We start from the raw sequence: 17599 nt of genomic DNA on the forward strand, positions 1-17599 counted from the left end.
AACCTATGAAAAAGCCAATTATCGGAATTACAATGGGAGATCCTGCGGGAAACGGTTCTGAGATTTCAGTAAAAGCGTTATCAAGACCTGAAATATATGAGCAGTGTCGTCCGGTGATTATCGGTGATGCCGCATGTATGGAAGAGGCAGTAAAAATCGCAGGAAAAGAAGGAAAGATAAAGATTCATGCGATTCACGATATTAAAGAAGCAAAGTTTGAGTACGGAACGATTGATGTGTACGACATGAACCTTGTGAACATGGACAGACACATATTCGGAAAAGTATCAAAGATGTGTGGAGAGGCTGCTTTTCAGTATGTCGTAAAGGTAATAGAGCTTGCGCAGAGCGGCGAGATTGACGCAACTGTCACAAATGCCTTAAATAAAGAGGCAATAAATATGGCAGGACATCATTATTCGGGACATACAGAGATTTATGCAGAGTACACCCATACAGACAAGTACACAATGATGCTTGCGCACGAGGATTTGAGGGTTGTACACGTATCGACGCATGTTTCTCTCAGGCAGGCATGTGACAAGGTAAAGAAGGACAGAGTCCTTGAAGTTATAAGAATTGCAAATGATGCCTGCAAGGCGATAGGCATTGAGAATCCAAAGATTGGTGTGGCAGGTCTTAACCCACACTGCGGAGAAAACGGACTGTTTGGAACAGAGGAAATTGAGGAAATCCAGCCGGCAATAGATGAGGCAATGGCAGAAGGAATCAATATTCCTGAGAAAAAACCGACACCGCCTGACAGCATATTCTCTAAAGCAATCGGAGGCTGGTATGATATAGTTGTAGCAATGTACCATGATCAGGGACATATTCCTCTGAAGGTTAAAGGCTTTGTATACAACAAAGAATTAAAGAAATGGGATGCGGTAGCAGGCGTAAATGTAACACTCGGAATCCCTGTAATAAGGGTATCGGTAGACCATGGTACAGGCTTTGACCTCGCAGGAAAAGGCGAATCGAATGAGTTAAGCCTTGTAAATTCAATTGACTATGCGACAAAGCTTGCAGTAAACAAAAAATAGCGGGAGGAAATGCGATGGTAAAGCTGTTGATCATAGCAGATGACTTTACCGGTGCATTGGATACCGGAATCCAGTTTGTGAATAAAGGAATTGCCACCCAGGTATTTACAAAAATGCCGGAAGCTATCGGGGATATAGATGAGATGACAGAGGTTCTGGTTATAGATTCTGAGACCAGACCAATGCCGGCAGCTAAGGCATATGATACTGTAAAAAATATTACAGAATGGGCAAAAGCAATTAAGATTCCTGTTATTTTCAAAAAAACGGACTCAGCGCTCCGCGGAAATATAGGAAGTGAGCTTCAGGCAGTTTTGGACGGAAGCGGACACGACAAAGTTTATTTCCTGCCAGGGTATCCGAAGATAGACCGCTGTACGGTAAACGGAACTCACTACATACAGGGGCAGCTTCTTGAAAAAAGTGTATTCGGGCAGGATCCGTTTGAACCGGTAAAGCTATCGTACATACCTGATATTATCGCACAGCAGACAGCTTTGAAATGTGCCTGTGTTAAGCACAATGAAGCTTTGAATGATATAAAAAGCGATGAACGTATCGTAATCTGCGATGTGGAAAAACACAAAGACATAGAAGAAAGGCTTGATGAATTGCAGGAAAAAGATGAGCTTTGCATTATTGCCGGATGTGCCGCACTTGCGGAAGCACTTGCCGACAAGCTCAGATTTGATGCAGCGAAGCCGCAAAGCTATAGGAAGAGTGAAAATTTTCTTGTGGAATGTGGCAGTTTGAATATGATTACGCAAAATCAGCTTGACTATGCCGAAGAACACGGATTTTCAAGAATCCATATGACCGTAGAACAAAAATTGCAGAAGGATTATTACAGCACGCAGGCGGGCTTGGAGTTTTTGCACAAAATGCAGGAAGAATGTGAAAAAGACAGATGTCTCATCATTGATTCCATAGACCGGGAAGAAGACAAAAAGGGCTTTATGGAAGCAAATAAGCTGACTATGAATGATGTAAGAGCCCTGATTCCAACGGCACATGGACACATAGCCGACTATCTGGCAGCAAATAAGCAGGATACGACAATACTTATGACAGGCGGCGACACTTTGATGGGGTATATGAAGCTGATAGGCTGTACCCAGATTACACCGGTATGTGAGATAGAACAGGGTGTGGTTGTTTCCAATCTGAAAAATCACGGATTTGTGCAGCAGATAATATCCAAATCAGGTGGGTTCGGAACCAAAGATGTACTGGTAAAGATTGCAGACAAAATATTAAATCAAAAATAAAAAAATAAACAAGTTTAAAAGGAGAAGAAAAACATGAAACAGACAGAATTAAAAGGAATTATTACACCAATTTTAACACCAATGAACGCAGATGAGAGCATCAACACTGACGAGCTCAGAACACAGATTGACAGACTTATCGATGGCGGTGTGCACGGAATTTTCCCATTTGGAACAAACGGTGAGGGATATATCTTAAATGAAAAAGAAAAATGCGAAGTCCTTGAAGCTGCAATTGATCAGGTAAAAGGAAGAGTACCTGTATATGCCGGCTCAGGTTGCATTTCAACACAGGATACTATCAGAATGAGCAAGGAGGCAGAAAAGCTCGGAGCTGACGTCCTTTCAATAATCACTCCAAGCTTTGCGGTTGCATCACAGAAGGAGTTATACGATCACTATGTAGAGGTTGCCAAGCATGTAGATACTCCAATCGTTCTTTACAATATTCCTGCCCGTACAGGAAACAAGCTGCTTCCTGAGACAGTAAAGAAGCTTGCAAAGGATGTTGACCTTATCATCGGTGCAAAGGATTCAAGCGGTGACTGGGATAACTTAAAGGCATATATCACAGAGACACGTGAACTTGACAAGAAGTTCTATGTTTTATCAGGAAATGATTCGCTCATTCTTCCTGCATTAAAAGAAGGAGGAGTCGGAGGAATCGCAGGATGCTCAAATGTTTATCCACATGTGCTTTCATCAATCTACAACCTTTTCAAAGAGGGCAAGCTTGAGGAGGCAGAGGCAGCACAGGATTCTATCGCAAGCTTCAGAGCTGTATTCAAATACGGCAATCCTAACACAGTTGTTAAAAAAGCGGTTGCAATGCTCGGATATCCTGTTGGCGATTGCAGACGTCCATTCAACTATCTGTGTGATGAGGGTGTGGAAGCGCTTGCAAAGGTATTAAAAGAGAATGCTGACAAAGGTATGAACTAACTCTGGGGAGGATGAACTAATATGAAGTTTGTAATGACACAGGCTGTATGCCCTGAAGGAATGCAGCTTTTAGATGGAATAGCTGATGTATATGTAGCTGACAATCAGGATCCGAACAATTATCTTGACGAGATGAAGGATGCAGATGCTCTTATTGTAAGAATTGCAAAATGTGATGCAAATGCTATAGAAAACAGCCCGAAGCTCAAGGTAATCGGACGTACAGGCGTAGGATACGATTCGGTTGATGTAAAAAAAGCAACAGAGCTTGGTATCCCGGTGGTTATAACACCGGGAGCCAACAACAGAAGTGTTGCTGAGCATGCGGTAGCAATGATTTTTGCATTGTCAAAGAATCTTATCGAGGCACAGAATGAGATGTGCAAAGGAAACTGGGAAATCCGTGGAGCAAAGAAGGCTTTCGAGCTTGAGGGAAAGACAGTCGGAATCCTTGGCCTTGGAGCAATTGGAAGAGAAACAGCCAAAATCTGCAAAGGCTGTGGAATGAGCATTGCAGCGTACGATCCTTTTATGACAAAAGAGCAGGTAGAAGGCTATGGTGCTAAATATTATGAGGATTATGTGGACCTGTTAAAGGACAGCGATGTGGTATCAATCCATGTACCGCTCACAGATCAGACCAGGAACATGATCTCAAAGAAGGAGCTTTCTGTTATGAAACCGACGGCGCTTATAATAAACTGCAGCCGTGGAGGAATCATCAACGAAGCAGATCTCGTAGAAGCATTAAATAACGGAGTTATCGCCGGCGCGGGAACAGACGTATTCTGCAGCGAGCCGCCAAAAACAGATGATCCGTTATTAAACTGCAGAAATCTTATCGTAAGTCCGCATTCAGCAGCCCAGACAAGAGAGGCAGTAATCAAGATGGCACAGATGTGTGTCAAGGGCTGTCTGGCAGTAGCAGAAGGTAAAAAGTGGCCATATGTAGCCGACAAGTCAGTATATGAGCACGAGAAATGGAAGGGTGCTGACTGGGCAGAGGTTTAAAATAAAAATATATCGGGGGATATAATATGGATTCTAGTATTATTTCAATTATAATTGTATTAATTACAATGGGCTTGTTTGTCTGGAACAGACTGCCGATAAGCGTGGTTGCTATCCTGGGTTCGGTAGCAATGGCAATGTTTATTCCGGAAATGGAGCTATCCGCAGTATACAGCGGATTCAGCGCAACAGGCTGGCCGATGGTAGTCGGAATGTGTGTTGTAAGTGCCGCACTTTTTGAAACCGGAATAGCAAGAAAGATAGGAGAAAAAATCGGAAATTCTTTTCTTGCCAAGACGGAGAGGCGGTTTATAGTGACGGTAAGTGCTGTATGTTCATTGATGTCAGCATTTATGAGTAACAACGGAACTGTTGCTATCTGGATGCCTATTATCGCAATCGTAGCAGCAAACTCATGTGGAAAAATCCGCTCAAAAATGGTTATTTTCCCAGCCGGAACAGCAGCCGTTATCGGCGGTGCATGTTCACTGATCGGCTCAACCTCACAGCTTGCAGCAAACTCAGTATTACAGGGATATGCCGGTTATGAGGAAGGCATGGGAATGTTTGACATGACAAAGATCATGTTTCCGGCAGCAGTTGTACAGATTATTTTCTGGGGAACCATCGGCTACAAGCTCCTCGACAAGGTATTAAAACCGAATAGTCCTGACTTCGACAAGGGAAATATGTATTCAGTTGCAGAGATACATAAGCTCGAGAAGGAACAGGAGTCAGATGCTCCGGCATGGAAGGGCTATGTGGCACTCGGAACCATGATTTTATGCATAGTATTATTTGTATTAAGCGGTTTCCAGCCATTCAAGAGCTATTTTAACATCGGTACAATCGGTCTTATAGGTGCTGCAATAGTACTTGGAACAGGCTGTATCTCGATTAAAAAAGCATATTCGGATCTTCCTTGGGATGTTTTTGTATGTATCGGAACAATATCAGGAATCGGAACAGGTCTTGATGTATCAGGTGGTGGAGCATTAATCGCAAACGCTGTACTCAACCTCTTCGGAGGAAAGAACGCATCGGTTGTGCTTCTTACAGTAGTTATCGCAGTGCTTACAAGTGTACTGACAAACATCATGTCAAACAATGCCACAGCAGCAATGCTTACACCAATCTGTATAGCAATTGCATTATCGCTTGGAATCAGTCCTATTCCATGGGTAATCGTAATCGGTGCCTGCTCAAACCTTGCAATAGCAACATCTTTCGGAACAGCCGTAAATATGCAGATACTTCCGGCAGGATACAAGTTTTCGGATTTCGTAAAAATCGGTGGACCGTTACTTATTATACTTATTGCAGTTGTTTCCATATGCAGTGTGGCATTCCTGTTCTAAGAATTGAATGTCCTGAAGCGGCAAATATTTGCCGGTACACCGAATAATAAATCAGTATGGAAAGTTTGTGTACATAATAAAACAGATACTAACAATACAGGCAGAGCTATCATTTATGATAGCTCTGTTTGTGGATATGAGCATCCCGGGAGCAATTCATTCAATAATACAATAACTGAGAGGAAGATCGAATGATGAAACAATTTTTTAGGAAAACCATGAAAAACATAGCGACCTACGTGGAACTGGTATTGTCTGCATTTCTCGTATTTGTGATAGCGATACTTATTATAAAGCTTGTAGGTCAATGTTTTTTTGATATATGGCATGACAAGCTTGAACTGGAGTATTACATGGAATTTGCCATGTCGCTTGCTATAGGCGTGGAGTTTGTAAAGATGCTCTGTACGCATCAGCCGGGCACGATAATAGAGGTTCTGCTTTTTGCAACAGCCAGACAGATGATAGTCGAGCACCTCAATGTATATGAGACTCTTGTTGGAATTGGCGCGATAGCAGCGCTGTTTGCAATCAGAAAATTCCTGTTCTGCAGTTTTGATGAGGCAGATCACATGATATGCCGGGGCAGCCAGACAGTGGCACACGCGAATCTCATAACCGGAGCCAAAATTCCGGAGGAAAAGACAAGAATTCTTCGCAATGTCATAAGCGACAAGCTAGGTGAAGAGGGAAAGACGGTTGCAATAGGTGCCTGTGTGTATTATAAGGATTGTGCACTTAGAGTGGATAGTATGCGCGAAGGGGTGGTAACCAGAGTTGAAGTGATAAAGAACCTGTAATGTATATTTAACCTATATTATAATATTTTTTATTTCTATGCTGCCATTACCATTTGTATTTTATTTCTCGCGTAAGCTGTTGTTATGGGGGTAAGCGGTATCTTTCTTTGCTTGTAATCGTTTCAAAAGAATTATATAATAGGCATATATGATTTTAGGAGAAGAAAGTATGGCACAGACTATAAGCATCGGAAAACAGGATTTTCTATACCTTCGTGAAAACAATTATTTTTATATAGATAAGACTGATTTTATCAGGCAATGGTGGGAGAGTGCGGATGACATCACGCTTATTACCAGACCACGCCGCTTTGGAAAAACTCTGAATATGAGTATGCTTAATTATTTTTTCTCAAATCATTATTCGGAAAAAAGTGAGATTTTTGAGAAACTTTCTATATGGAACAGCGTAAAATACCGCAAGCTACAGGGAGCATATCCTGTTATATTTATAAGCTTTGCTGATGTAAAGCAGGGAAATTATAAGGATGCGGTACAGAAGGTTAAGAAGATAATTGCGGATGTATACAGGCAGTATCGTTATCTGATGGATTATCCTGATTTCACAGTAGCTGACAGGCGTAAGCTGTCAGACATGACAGATAGGATTGATGATGTAACAGCTCAGGATTCCCTTAAAGATCTGTCATATTTTTTAAGCGAGTACTACAAGAAGAAGGTTATTATTCTACTTGATGAATATGATACACCTATGCAGGAAGCTTACATTCATGGATATTGGGATGAATTCGTTAATTTTATGAGAGGATTGCTGAACTCTACTTTTAAGACCAACCCATATATGGAACGTGCAATAATGACAGGAATTACGAGAGTCTCAAAAGAGTCTGTTTTTTCAGATCTGAATAACCTGGTAGTTGTTACGACTACATCAGAGCAATATGCTGATTGCTTTGGTTTTACTGAGAAAGAGGTTTTTGAGTCGATTGAAAAGTATGGCATGAGTGATAAAAAAGCTGTTGTTAAGCAGTGGTATGATGGATTTACCTTTGGTTCGCTCAAAGATATATATAATCCATGGTCTATCACTAATTTCCTGAAAGAAAAAAAGTTAAAGCCTTATTGGGCTGCTACCAGCTCCAATGCTCTTATAAGCAGACTTATACAGGAATCATCTGCAGAGATAAAGAGCCTCATGGAAAGTCTGGTTAACGGAAAGAGTATTGAGGTTAATTTTGATGAACAGATAGTATTCAACCGGCTCGAAAAAGATGAGAGCGCTATATGGAGCCTTCTTCTGGCGAGTGGGTATCTGAAGGTTGATAGCATTGTCCATAAGGGAATGACTCTTGAGCCCTGGTATAGACTTAGTATAACGAATCTTGAGACTATAAGTATGTTTTCTAATCTGTTCAAAGGATGGTTTGCGGATGTATCATCCAACTATAATGAATTTGTGAAGGCTTTATTTAGTGGGGATGTAAAAGCAATGAACGTGTATATGAATGATGTGGCGATGTCTACTTTTAGTAGTTTTGATACAGGCAATCATCCATCAGACCGTAGTCAGCCGGAGCGTTTTTATCATGGCTTTGTGCTTGGACTTTTGGTTGATATACGTGATAATTATGAAGTCCTTTCAAATCGTGAAAGTGGCTTTGGAAGATATGATGTAGTTCTGGTTCCGAGGGAGAAGGGACGTGACGCATTTGTTATGGAGTTTAAGGTGTTTGATGATAGTGAAGAAAGTGGACTCGAAGATACGGTTGCGGCAGCGCTCAGACAAATTGATGAGAAAAACTATGATACTCAATTGCTGGACAGGGGAATATCTGAGAATAATATCAAGCATTACAGATTTGCATTTTGCGGAAAAAAAGTGTTGATCGGATGCTGAGAGAAATTATGATACGATAAATTGAAAATATGATTGCCAATACTTGCTTTGCCTATAATGAGTTGATGAATTTAAAGTGCAAATGCCTAAATATTAGATAAATTTGAAGGAGGATATTACATGTACAACGAAAATTATTCAATAATATTCAGTAGTATGACCGGCAACACACGTAAGCTGGCTGATAAAATTCATGAAATCTTACCAAAGGAGAGCTGTGATTATTTTGGCGCGGCTGATGCCCGTGGGATAGAATCCGAATTGCTATACATTGGATTTTGGACGGACAAGGGAAACGCAGATAGCGATACATTGGATTTCTTATCTAAATTGAAAAATAAAAAGATATTTCTGTTCGGAACAGCCGGTTTTGGAGGAAGTGATGCATATTTTCAAAGGATTCTTGGCAATGTTAAAATGTCCATTGATTCAAGCAACACTATTGTAGGAGCGTATATGTGTCAGGGCAAAATGCCACAGTCTGTGCGGGAGCGCTATGTGAAAATGAAAGAAAACCCGGAGCATCCGGATAATATTGATGTGCTGATTGAAAATTTTGACAGGGCTTTGTCACACCCGGATGCAGATGATATAGAGCGACTAAAAAATACTATTATTTAGCAGGAGGTATTATATATGTACAATTTTACATTCAACATTCCAACAAGGATTCATTTCGGAAAGGATACCATTTCGAGTTTATCAGAGCTCAAGGCATATGGCAGCAAGGTGCTTTTAGTGTACGGAGGCGGCTCTATAAAGAAAAACGGTCTCTACGATACCGCAATGAAAATCCTTAAGGATGCGGGGCTGATCGTGTTTGAACTTAGCAGAGTGGAGCCAAACCCAAAGATTGAGACAGTCAGAAAAGGTGTTGAAATCTGTAAAAATGAGGGTATCGACATGGTGCTTGCAATAGGAGGCGGCAGTACAATCGATTGCTCAAAGGTTGTTGCAGCAGGTGCAAAGTATGATGGTGATGCGTGGGATCTGGTGCTTGATGGCGCAAAGGTCAAGTCGGCACTTCCGATATTTGATGTGCTTACTCTTTCCGCAACCGGTACAGAGATGGATCCTTTTGCTGTTATCTCTGATATGTCTAAAAATGAAAAGTGGGGAACAGGATCGCCGTATATGGTGCCAACTATGTCAATATTAAATCCTGAATATACTTTTTCGGTATCAAAAAAACAGACCGCAGCAGGAACCGCAGACATGATGAGCCATACAATGGAGAATTATTTCTCTATGGAGAATGCTGACTGCCAGAAATTTATGGCAGAGGGATTGCTGCGTACAATGATTAAAAATGGACCGGTTGCCCTCGCACAGCCTGACAACTACGAGGCCAGAGCCAACCTGATGTGGGCAGGCACCCATGCAATCAACGGTGTTGTGGGCGATGGCTGTTCACCGGCATGGTGCGTACATCCTATGGAGCATGAACTGAGCGCTTTCTATGATATTACCCACGGAGAGGGACTTGCAATACTCACACCGGCGTGGATGGAGCACATACTAAATGATGACACACTTCCGATGTTTGTGGAGTTTGCAAAAAATGTCTGGGGACTTTCCGGTGATGATGACTATGCACTTGCACACGCTGGCATTGATGCGCTGAAGAAATTCTTCTTCGAGACAATGGGCATTCCTGCAAATCTTAGAGCTGTGGGAATCACAGACGACAGGAACTTTGAGGTGATGGCAAAGAAGGCCTGCGAGGGTTCAAAGGGATCGTTTGTACCGCTTAGCAAGGACGATATTGTGGAGATTTACAGAGCGGCTTTCTAATTGGTTTTAGCTAAAAAACTATAATTCAGGAGGTACAATGATGCAGTTTCCAAATGATTTTGTATGGGGCACGGCGACAAGCTCTATCCAGATAGAAGGTTCGCCTGCCGGGGATGGAAAAGGGAAAAATATATGGGATGCGTATTCGCATAATACAGACAGAATACGTGAAAATCACAATCCTGATATAGCCTGCGACCACTACAACAGGTATAAAGAGGACATTGACATAATGAAAAAAATAGGTGTGCACGCCTATAGGTTTTCAATTGACTGGAGCAGGGTATTGCCGGATGGAACAGGAAAGGTTAATCAGAAAGGGCTTCAGTTTTATTCAGATTTGATAGACAGTCTGCTTGAAAACAAAATAGAGCCGTATCTGACACTTTACCACTGGGAGCTGCCACTTGCGCTTCATCAAAAGGGCGGCTGGCTGAATGATGAGATTGTGGAGTGGTTTGGGGATTATGCGGCATTGATTGCAAGGACCTTTGGTGGCAGAGTGAAAAATATATTTACCTTTAATGAGCCACAATGTTTTATAGGACTTGGTTATCTTCAGGGCATACATGCACCCGGCTATAAATGCTCAGTGGCAGAAACGATAAGGATGTCACATAATGTACTAAAGGCTCATGGCCGTGCTGTGCAGCGAATCAGAGAGGCTGCACCTGATGTGCAGATAGGATTTGCCCCTACATGTGGGATGCCATATCCGGCAACCGATAAAAAAGAGGACATTGAGGCTGCAAGGCAGGCAATGTTTGAGATTCCACCGGATGATAACTGGACCTGGAACGTATCATGGTGGTCAGACCCGGTGCTTTTAGGACATTATCCGGAGGAAGGACTTAGGAGGTTTCATGATATACTCCCTGATATTACATCAGAGGACATGAAGCTCATATCACAGCCGATAGATATGTATGGTCAGAATATATACAACGGCTGGATGGTCAGGATGGGAGATAATGGACAGCCTGAATCAGTGCCGAGAAGCATCGGATATCCTGTGACAGCAACAGGATGGCCTATCACACCGGAATGCCTGTACTGGGGACCAAGGTTCTTGTATGAGCGCTACCACAAGCCGATATATATCACAGAAAATGGTATTTCATGCAATGACGTGATTTCACTTGACGGAAAGGTACACGATCCGGGGCGTATTGATTTTGAGAAAAGATACCTGACTCAACTGCAGAAAGCAATAGCAGATGGAGCTGATATCCGTGGATATTTTTACTGGTCACTTATGGACAATTTTGAGTGGACAGAAGGATACTCACAGAGGTTTGGGCTGGTGTATGTTGATTACGCGACAGGAGAGCGCATTCCGAAGGATTCCGCAGGGTGGTATCATGATGTTATTGCAAGGAATGAGATTTGATATTAACAAAAACTAACTAAAAAAATTTAATAAGCCATGTTACCACCACAGCGGTGAGAACATGGCTTATTTTTATGTGCTATGATAAAAAAAATCGTAACTGTTCAGTACCTTCACAATTCCTGGTTATTGTGTGCAGAATCACGTCGGTCGATCAGGTGGAGCTTAAATTCCACATATACAATGCTGAGAGCTATGATACAATAGCGGATTCGGATGCGATAACATTTACAGCGCAGTAAAAAAATATAATATGCAAGCGGCAGATTACCAACATGTAGTCTGCCGCTTGTAACATTCATCTAATACAATTCAATTATTCTGCACTATAAGTTTTATTATAATACATTTTATAGAATTTTCGTGTGGCACCGGCTACAAATACTACTGCAAGCATACCAAGAAATGCTTCAAGACTGAAATAGCATACAATCAGCCCCAGTGCAACAGTAATCAGGATGGTGGCCTCGAGACCTTTCTGACCGGCCAGTGCTTCAATCTGCTGGGAACGCTCGTCGTGGTGTTCATTGTAGAGACGCCTGAGCATAGTCTCATCTTTAAGGGCTTTCTGATTTTTGACAAATTTCATGATGACAAATGCTTCCACTACAATAAACAATCCTAATATAAATCCATGAACAAAGCTTGCTGCATGAGGATTGCTGTAGGCAGAGGTTAGTACACCTGACAGGTTGGTTCCAAGTGCAATCAGACATAATGCTGTTACTGCCATATAGAAATTATTCTGCTGTTTTATCTCAGTTTTCATTTTATCAATTTGTTTATTATCCATTTTATCCATTCTTGAACTCCTTACATTAAATATTTATTAGTCCTCCATATCGCTGAAATCAAAGACCTCCTCGATGGTCAGACCAAAATGATGCGCAATTTTATAAGCCAGCCCGAGCGATGCCGTGTATTTCCCCACTTCGATTGATGTAATTGTCTGACGTGTTGTACCTACAATATCTGCAAGATCGCTTTGAGACAGCTTGTTTGCCTTGCGCAATTCTTTTATTTTATTTTTCATGGTGATCACCTTTTGCATAGTTAACTTTGCAAAAACAGAATAATATATGTGATTTGAAATGTCAAGTATACTTTGCAAAAAAGAAATGAAATGTTACAATGAAATTGAAATATAAAGCTTGCCTTACGGATTGCATAATGGAAGTTTTAAAGAATTTATGGATAGATGTAACCCCCACCAAACAAAATCCTACATAATAGATAGAAGGGAGGTTTATTGAAAATGTACACACAGGAACAGATACTTGACATGTATTTTGATCGCAACCAGCAGGCTGTCAGTGCGACCTCGCAGATGTACGGAGCGAAGCTTACCCGGTTTGCAGACACTATGATAGCACATGAGGATGCGCTGGAATGCGTAAATGACACATACATAGCAGCATGGAACAAGATACCGCCGGAGCGCCCTATGCGTTTTCTTTCCTGGCTCTACAGGGTATGCCGCAATATCGTCTGCGACAGGATTGACTGGAACAATGCTTCAAAGAGAAATTCCAACATGAACTGTATGCTTGATGAGCTTGAGGAGTGCCTTGCAGACAGCAATGCAAAATACGAGGGCGAGCTGTCGGAAATTGGCAGGTGTTTATCGGATTTTCTGAACGGACTGGAGACGGAAAAGAGAGTGCTTTTCGTGAGACGCTACTGGTATGGCATGACGATTGATGAGCTGGCAGCTATGAGCGGCAAAAGCAAAAGCAACGTAAAGACCACACTGTTTCGGATAAGGGCAGAGCTTAAAAAATATCTGGATGAGGAGGGCGTATATCTATGACGAAAAAGGATTTATTTGATGGTTTAAATTACATCGATGACCAAATAATTGAAGAAGCGCAGCCGACCGGAGAATCGGCCGGGTACAGTGATGAAATTTATGTAAAAAATCATGAAACTCATCACGGCGGAAAAGAAGACAAAAGCAGGAAAAAGCACAAGAAATTTGCACGGGCAGCAAAAGCGCTTGCCACAGTGGCGGCAGTTCTTGTTGTTGCAGTCTTAGGCACGGAGGTTGTGAGGCTTAATAACCGTATAGACGAGCTGGAAACCAAAACTGCAAATGTGATTTCACAGAATAATGCGCAGAATAATGTCTATGCGGGCATAAAGAGTGGTGCAAAGCTTGGGGATTATGAAGCTGCCTCTGATTATGGAAAATTGTATGATGTGGTAAAAAAAGCAGAGGCTTCCATAAGGGATACCGCATTTGGAGAGTTGTTGGAGAGTGCAGACGCAACAGGCATTGTGTCTGATTTATCGTCTACAAATAAACAGGAGTCTAAACAGGAGTCGGCAGCCAATACAGAGTATTCAACAACCAACGTGATGACAGAGGGCGTTGATGAGAGTGATGTGGTAAAGACGGACGGAAAATACATTTACATGGTCGAGGATGGTCAGATATCCATCACGGATATTTCAAAGGGTGAGCCGGGAGAAGAGACGCTGTTTCGTCCTGATTTTGAGGTACCGTCAGATACTGTAGAGGAGCTTTATATCAGTGACGGAAAAATGCTTATCATATCAAACCATGCGGGCGATAAGGATGAGACTATATGCTATAGCTATGATATAGCTGACCCGACGAAACCGGTGCTTATAGGTAAAGCGCGTCAGGATGGATTTTACAATACATCGCGCAAAATTGGCAATACGGTATATGTTTTTTCAGACACATATATAAAGACCTCCGATATGAAGAAAAATGTGGCGCTGCAGGAGGATAATCTGGAGAAATGGGTGCCTCAGGTAAATGGCAAAGTGATAAGCTATGACTGCTTCTATATAGGAGAGGATACATACTCAGGCACAGTTATTTCGAGCTTTGATGTGGATAAACCTGATAAGACGATAGATGCAAAATGCATTATGAATAATAGCGGCGAGGTATACGTTTCTAGCAATGCCATGTATCTGTATCATTCCGATTGGAGTGCAAGCCGTGAGCTTACCAAAATCAGCAAAATTTCGTTTGAGGACGGAGTGATGAAGACCGGGGAGACAACCTCAGTGAATGGTTATCTTAACGATAAATTTGCAATAAATGAGCAGGGAGGGTATCTGTATGTGCTTCCAACCTCAAATACCGGCAGCCAGCCTGTCAATTCGCTTCATGTGCTGGATAAGGATATGAAGGAGGTTGGTGTGATAAACGAGATTGCACGCGGGGAGAGTATCTACGCGGCCCGCTTCGTCGGAAAATACGTATATTTCATCACCTACAGGCAGACGGATCCGCTTTTTGTGGCAGATATATCCGATCCGACATCACCAAAGCTTCTCGGAGAGCTCGAGGTGAGTGGATTTTCTGAGTATCTGCATATGTGGGATGACACGCACGTGCTTGGAATAGGCTATGGCGACTCGCAGCAGAGTAAGATAAAGCTTACGATGTTTGACGTGAGTAATCCGACAAAGCCGGTTGAGGTGAGCCAGAAGCTTATCGATAGTTCTGAGAGCTGGAGCAATGAGTTTGTATACAACTACAAGGCTATTCTTGCCGACCCGGAGAAAAATCTGATAGGATTTGCTGCGAATGACTACTATCTGTTTTCGTATGACAGTGAAAACGGCTTTAGTCTTTTGGAGCAGCAGGCGCTGACCTATAAAAATACAGACGGCTACAGAGGCATTTACAAGGATAATGATTTCTATGTGGCAGGAAACGGAGAGATAAAGCATTTCAAGCTGGCAGAATAGTGTAAAAAATAGTGTAAAGAATAGCGCAATGTAATAAGATATAAAACAGGCGGTGAATGCCCAAAGAGGGTGTTTGCCTCCTGTTTTTTGTATAATTTCATATACAAATGATATATAAGAGAATATTTAAGTATGCAATTCAAGGCAGTCGGTGATATAATATCTCTGATTTTGTCAAATAAGACGGATTACTAAGGTTACCGGGCACTGGCGAACGGTAACCATAAATAGATTTTGATAACACGGAGGAATAATTAAAATGAATACAGCCTCAAAGACAAGACATGTCTTTATTTTGTTTTTGGCAGATATAGTCTGGGGAATAGCCTTTGTAGCGCAGTCAAAGGGAGGGGACGCAGTTGGAGCATTTTCATTCAACGGCATCCGCTTCCTTATTGGTGCGCTCTGCCTTCTGCCGGTCATAAAAATACTGGATATGAAGGAGCTGACGGTAAACAAGCCTGAAAGCAAAAAGCAAAAGAAAGAGCTTTGGATAGCCGGAACCTGCTGTGGAATAGCGCTCTTTTTTGCAAGCAACCTGCAGCAGCTTGGAATCAGCATGGGCGCAGAATCCGGCAAGGCTGGCTTTCTTACAGCCACATATATACTTATGGTGCCGATACTTGGGATTTTCCTCAAAAGAAAATGCGGAGCCAAAATATGGATAGGTGTATTTATTGCACTGATAGGCATGTATTTTCTGTGCATGAATGGGGCATTTTCACTTAGCGGCTCGGATTTGCTCCTGTTGGCAGGGGCATTGTGCTTTGCGATACAGATACTTGTGATTGACCATTTCGTATCACAGGTAGATGCGGTCAGACTTTCATGCATTGAGTTTTTTGTCACCGGACTTGGCTCATGTATAGTGATGATTTTTACAGATATGGGACCGTCTACCGGCGGTATAGCGCAGTGGGCACAGTCGCTTTGCACATGGGATGCATGGATTCCGATTCTCTATGCCGGCATTTTCTCAAGCGGAGTGGGCTATACGCTGCAGATTGTCGGACAAAAGGGCTTAAACCCGGCGGTGGCATCGGTGGCGATGAGCCTTGAGTCGGTGGTTTCTGTGATTGCAGGATGGATTCTGCTGGGACAGATGCTAGGTGGCAGAGAAATTTTTGGATGTGTGCTCATGTTTATTGCGATAATTATTGCACAGCTTCCGGATAGGGAGTATACTAAACAGGTTACAGTATAAAATGAAATGTGATTATTCAAGTGTGATTTTGCGAATGTACATGGGATGAATAGTTACAACAAGACAGGGATTGGATATGAGAAATAATAGCAGAAAAAATTACAGACGACGCAGACGAAATACAGGAGCTTCACAGATTAAGCTTGTAGGAATAGTGGCTGTGATAGTCGTCATAGCAATCATAATAGTTATATCATGCTTTAATAAAGCGAAAAAAGACAGTAATAAGGTAAAAGACACAGGAGCTGCTACAGAAAATGTCACCGGTGTGACAGAGCAGGAGAGTGAGACAGAGGAAGTAAAGGAGCTCTTTACACCAAAGGAGTCAGAGACCACAGCGGCAATCGGAGATGAGCTGGAGAGCTCTTATGCCGTAGTGATTGATGAGCAGGACGGTACAGTTGTTGCGGGAAAGAATGCTCATGAGAAAATGTACCCGGCTTCCATGACAAAGGTTATGACAGTGCTTGTTGCAGCAGAGCAGGCTGAGAAAAATGCGATAGCCGCAGCGAAGACAGAAAATACCGAAATAGACAGGCAGGCTGTGATAGAAAACAAGCTCAACGAGATTGTGACCATCACAAGAGAAGCCACAGATTATTCATATGTGCATGATTGCAGCACAACAGGCTTTTTAGACGGTGAGCAGGTGCCGCTTCGCGATGTGTTTAACGGAACCATCCTGCCATCAGGTGGAGAATCGGCATATCAGCTTGCGGTTTACACAGCAGGCTCAATGGAGGCCTTTGTCGATATGATGAACCAGAAGGCAGCAGAGCTTGGTATAGGTCAGACCACTCATTTTGCAAATCCTGTTGGTATATATGATGAGAACAATTACAGCACAGCCTATGATATGGCGGTCATCATGCAGGCAGCGATGCAGGACGATATTTGTAAAACAGTACTTTCAAATCATACATACAGCACGGCTGCAACACCGCAGCATCCGGAGAACCTGAACATATCGAATCTGTTCCTGCGCCGAATAGAGGACAGGATGACAAGTGGCGAGGTAATCGGTGCAAAGACAGGCTTTGTAAATCAGTCCGGCAACTGTGCGGTCAGCTATGAGAAGGCAGCCAGCGGAAAGACATATATATGTGTGACAGCAGGCGCTTCAAGCGGATGGCACTGTATAGATAATCATGTGTATTTATATAATACATACGGCAAGTAATCAGCATAGCTGATTT

16 protein-coding genes are annotated in these 17599 nt (G+C 42.4%); 14 read left to right on the forward strand and 2 right to left on the reverse strand.

Annotated elements, in window-relative coordinates:
- Positions 1 to 5: 5 nt before the first annotated feature.
- The 10 genes from pdxA (at position 6) to ACW6PM_RS01490 (ending at position 11467) form a co-directional block, all read left to right on the forward strand.
- Complete coding sequence (gene pdxA, locus ACW6PM_RS01445) at positions 6 to 1046, forward strand: 4-hydroxythreonine-4-phosphate dehydrogenase PdxA (protein WP_119224464.1); 1041 nt, start codon at positions 6 to 8, stop codon at positions 1044 to 1046.
- A 14-nt stretch (positions 1047 to 1060) separates the two neighbouring features.
- Positions 1061 to 2314: a four-carbon acid sugar kinase family protein gene (locus tag ACW6PM_RS01450; RefSeq protein WP_456055973.1), complete on the forward strand. Its 1254-nt coding sequence runs from the start codon at positions 1061 to 1063 to the stop codon at positions 2312 to 2314.
- Positions 2315 to 2347: 33 nt separating this feature from the next.
- Positions 2348 to 3256, forward strand: a complete 909-nt coding sequence (gene dapA / locus ACW6PM_RS01455) for a 4-hydroxy-tetrahydrodipicolinate synthase (RefSeq protein WP_012742066.1) — start codon at positions 2348 to 2350, stop codon at positions 3254 to 3256.
- Positions 3257 to 3277: 21 nt separating this feature from the next.
- Complete coding sequence (locus tag ACW6PM_RS01460) at positions 3278 to 4267, forward strand: hydroxyacid dehydrogenase (protein ID WP_456055974.1); 990 nt, start codon at positions 3278 to 3280, stop codon at positions 4265 to 4267.
- A 26-nt stretch (positions 4268 to 4293) separates the two neighbouring features.
- On the forward strand, positions 4294 to 5625 hold the full coding sequence (locus ACW6PM_RS01465) for an SLC13 family permease (RefSeq protein ID WP_117481958.1): 1332 nt from the start codon (positions 4294 to 4296) through the stop codon (positions 5623 to 5625).
- A 191-nt stretch (positions 5626 to 5816) separates the two neighbouring features.
- On the forward strand, positions 5817 to 6425 hold the full coding sequence (locus ACW6PM_RS01470) for a hypothetical protein (protein ID WP_456055975.1): 609 nt from the start codon (positions 5817 to 5819) through the stop codon (positions 6423 to 6425).
- A 169-nt stretch (positions 6426 to 6594) separates the two neighbouring features.
- Complete coding sequence (locus tag ACW6PM_RS01475; RefSeq protein ID WP_456055976.1) at positions 6595 to 8283, forward strand: AAA family ATPase; 1689 nt, start codon at positions 6595 to 6597, stop codon at positions 8281 to 8283.
- 120 nt (positions 8284 to 8403) lie between these two features.
- Positions 8404 to 8904, forward strand: coding sequence for a flavodoxin family protein BilS (gene bilS / locus ACW6PM_RS01480; RefSeq protein ID WP_456055977.1), 501 nt, complete (start codon positions 8404 to 8406; stop codon positions 8902 to 8904).
- Positions 8905 to 8919: 15 nt separating this feature from the next.
- A complete protein-coding gene (locus ACW6PM_RS01485; protein WP_456055978.1) occupies positions 8920 to 10077 on the forward strand; it encodes an iron-containing alcohol dehydrogenase in 1158 nt (385 codons plus the stop codon).
- A gap of 37 nt (positions 10078 to 10114) precedes the next feature.
- Positions 10115 to 11467: a GH1 family beta-glucosidase gene (locus tag ACW6PM_RS01490; RefSeq protein WP_456055979.1), complete on the forward strand. Its 1353-nt coding sequence runs from the start codon at positions 10115 to 10117 to the stop codon at positions 11465 to 11467.
- A gap of 316 nt (positions 11468 to 11783) precedes the next feature.
- Here the strand turns inward: ACW6PM_RS01490 and ACW6PM_RS01495 are convergent, their stop codons facing one another.
- Together ACW6PM_RS01495 and ACW6PM_RS01500 are read right to left on the reverse strand one after the other, a co-directional pair.
- Positions 11784 to 12269: a hypothetical protein gene (locus tag ACW6PM_RS01495; protein ID WP_456055980.1), complete on the reverse strand. Its 486-nt coding sequence runs from the start codon at positions 12267 to 12269 to the stop codon at positions 11784 to 11786.
- A 27-nt stretch (positions 12270 to 12296) separates the two neighbouring features.
- Positions 12297 to 12500: a helix-turn-helix transcriptional regulator gene (locus tag ACW6PM_RS01500; RefSeq protein ID WP_456055981.1), complete on the reverse strand. Its 204-nt coding sequence runs from the start codon at positions 12498 to 12500 to the stop codon at positions 12297 to 12299.
- 222 nt (positions 12501 to 12722) lie between these two features.
- Here ACW6PM_RS01500 and ACW6PM_RS01505 point away from each other — a divergent pair, with 222 nt between their 5' ends.
- The 4 genes from ACW6PM_RS01505 (at position 12723) to ACW6PM_RS01520 (ending at position 17583) form a co-directional block, all read left to right on the forward strand.
- A complete protein-coding gene (locus ACW6PM_RS01505; RefSeq protein WP_456055982.1) occupies positions 12723 to 13277 on the forward strand; it encodes an RNA polymerase sigma factor in 555 nt (184 codons plus the stop codon).
- Positions 13274 to 15199, forward strand: coding sequence for a beta-propeller domain-containing protein (locus ACW6PM_RS01510; protein WP_456055983.1), 1926 nt, complete (start codon positions 13274 to 13276; stop codon positions 15197 to 15199). The genes ACW6PM_RS01505 and ACW6PM_RS01510 overlap by 4 nt, the downstream gene beginning before the upstream one ends.
- Before the next feature lie 259 nt (positions 15200 to 15458).
- Complete coding sequence (locus ACW6PM_RS01515) at positions 15459 to 16403, forward strand: DMT family transporter (protein ID WP_456055984.1); 945 nt, start codon at positions 15459 to 15461, stop codon at positions 16401 to 16403.
- 76 nt (positions 16404 to 16479) lie between these two features.
- On the forward strand, positions 16480 to 17583 hold the full coding sequence (locus ACW6PM_RS01520; RefSeq protein WP_456055985.1) for a D-alanyl-D-alanine carboxypeptidase family protein: 1104 nt from the start codon (positions 16480 to 16482) through the stop codon (positions 17581 to 17583).
- The last annotated feature ends 16 nt before the right edge of the window (positions 17584 to 17599 follow it).

Source organism: Agathobacter sp., from assembly GCF_977054825.1.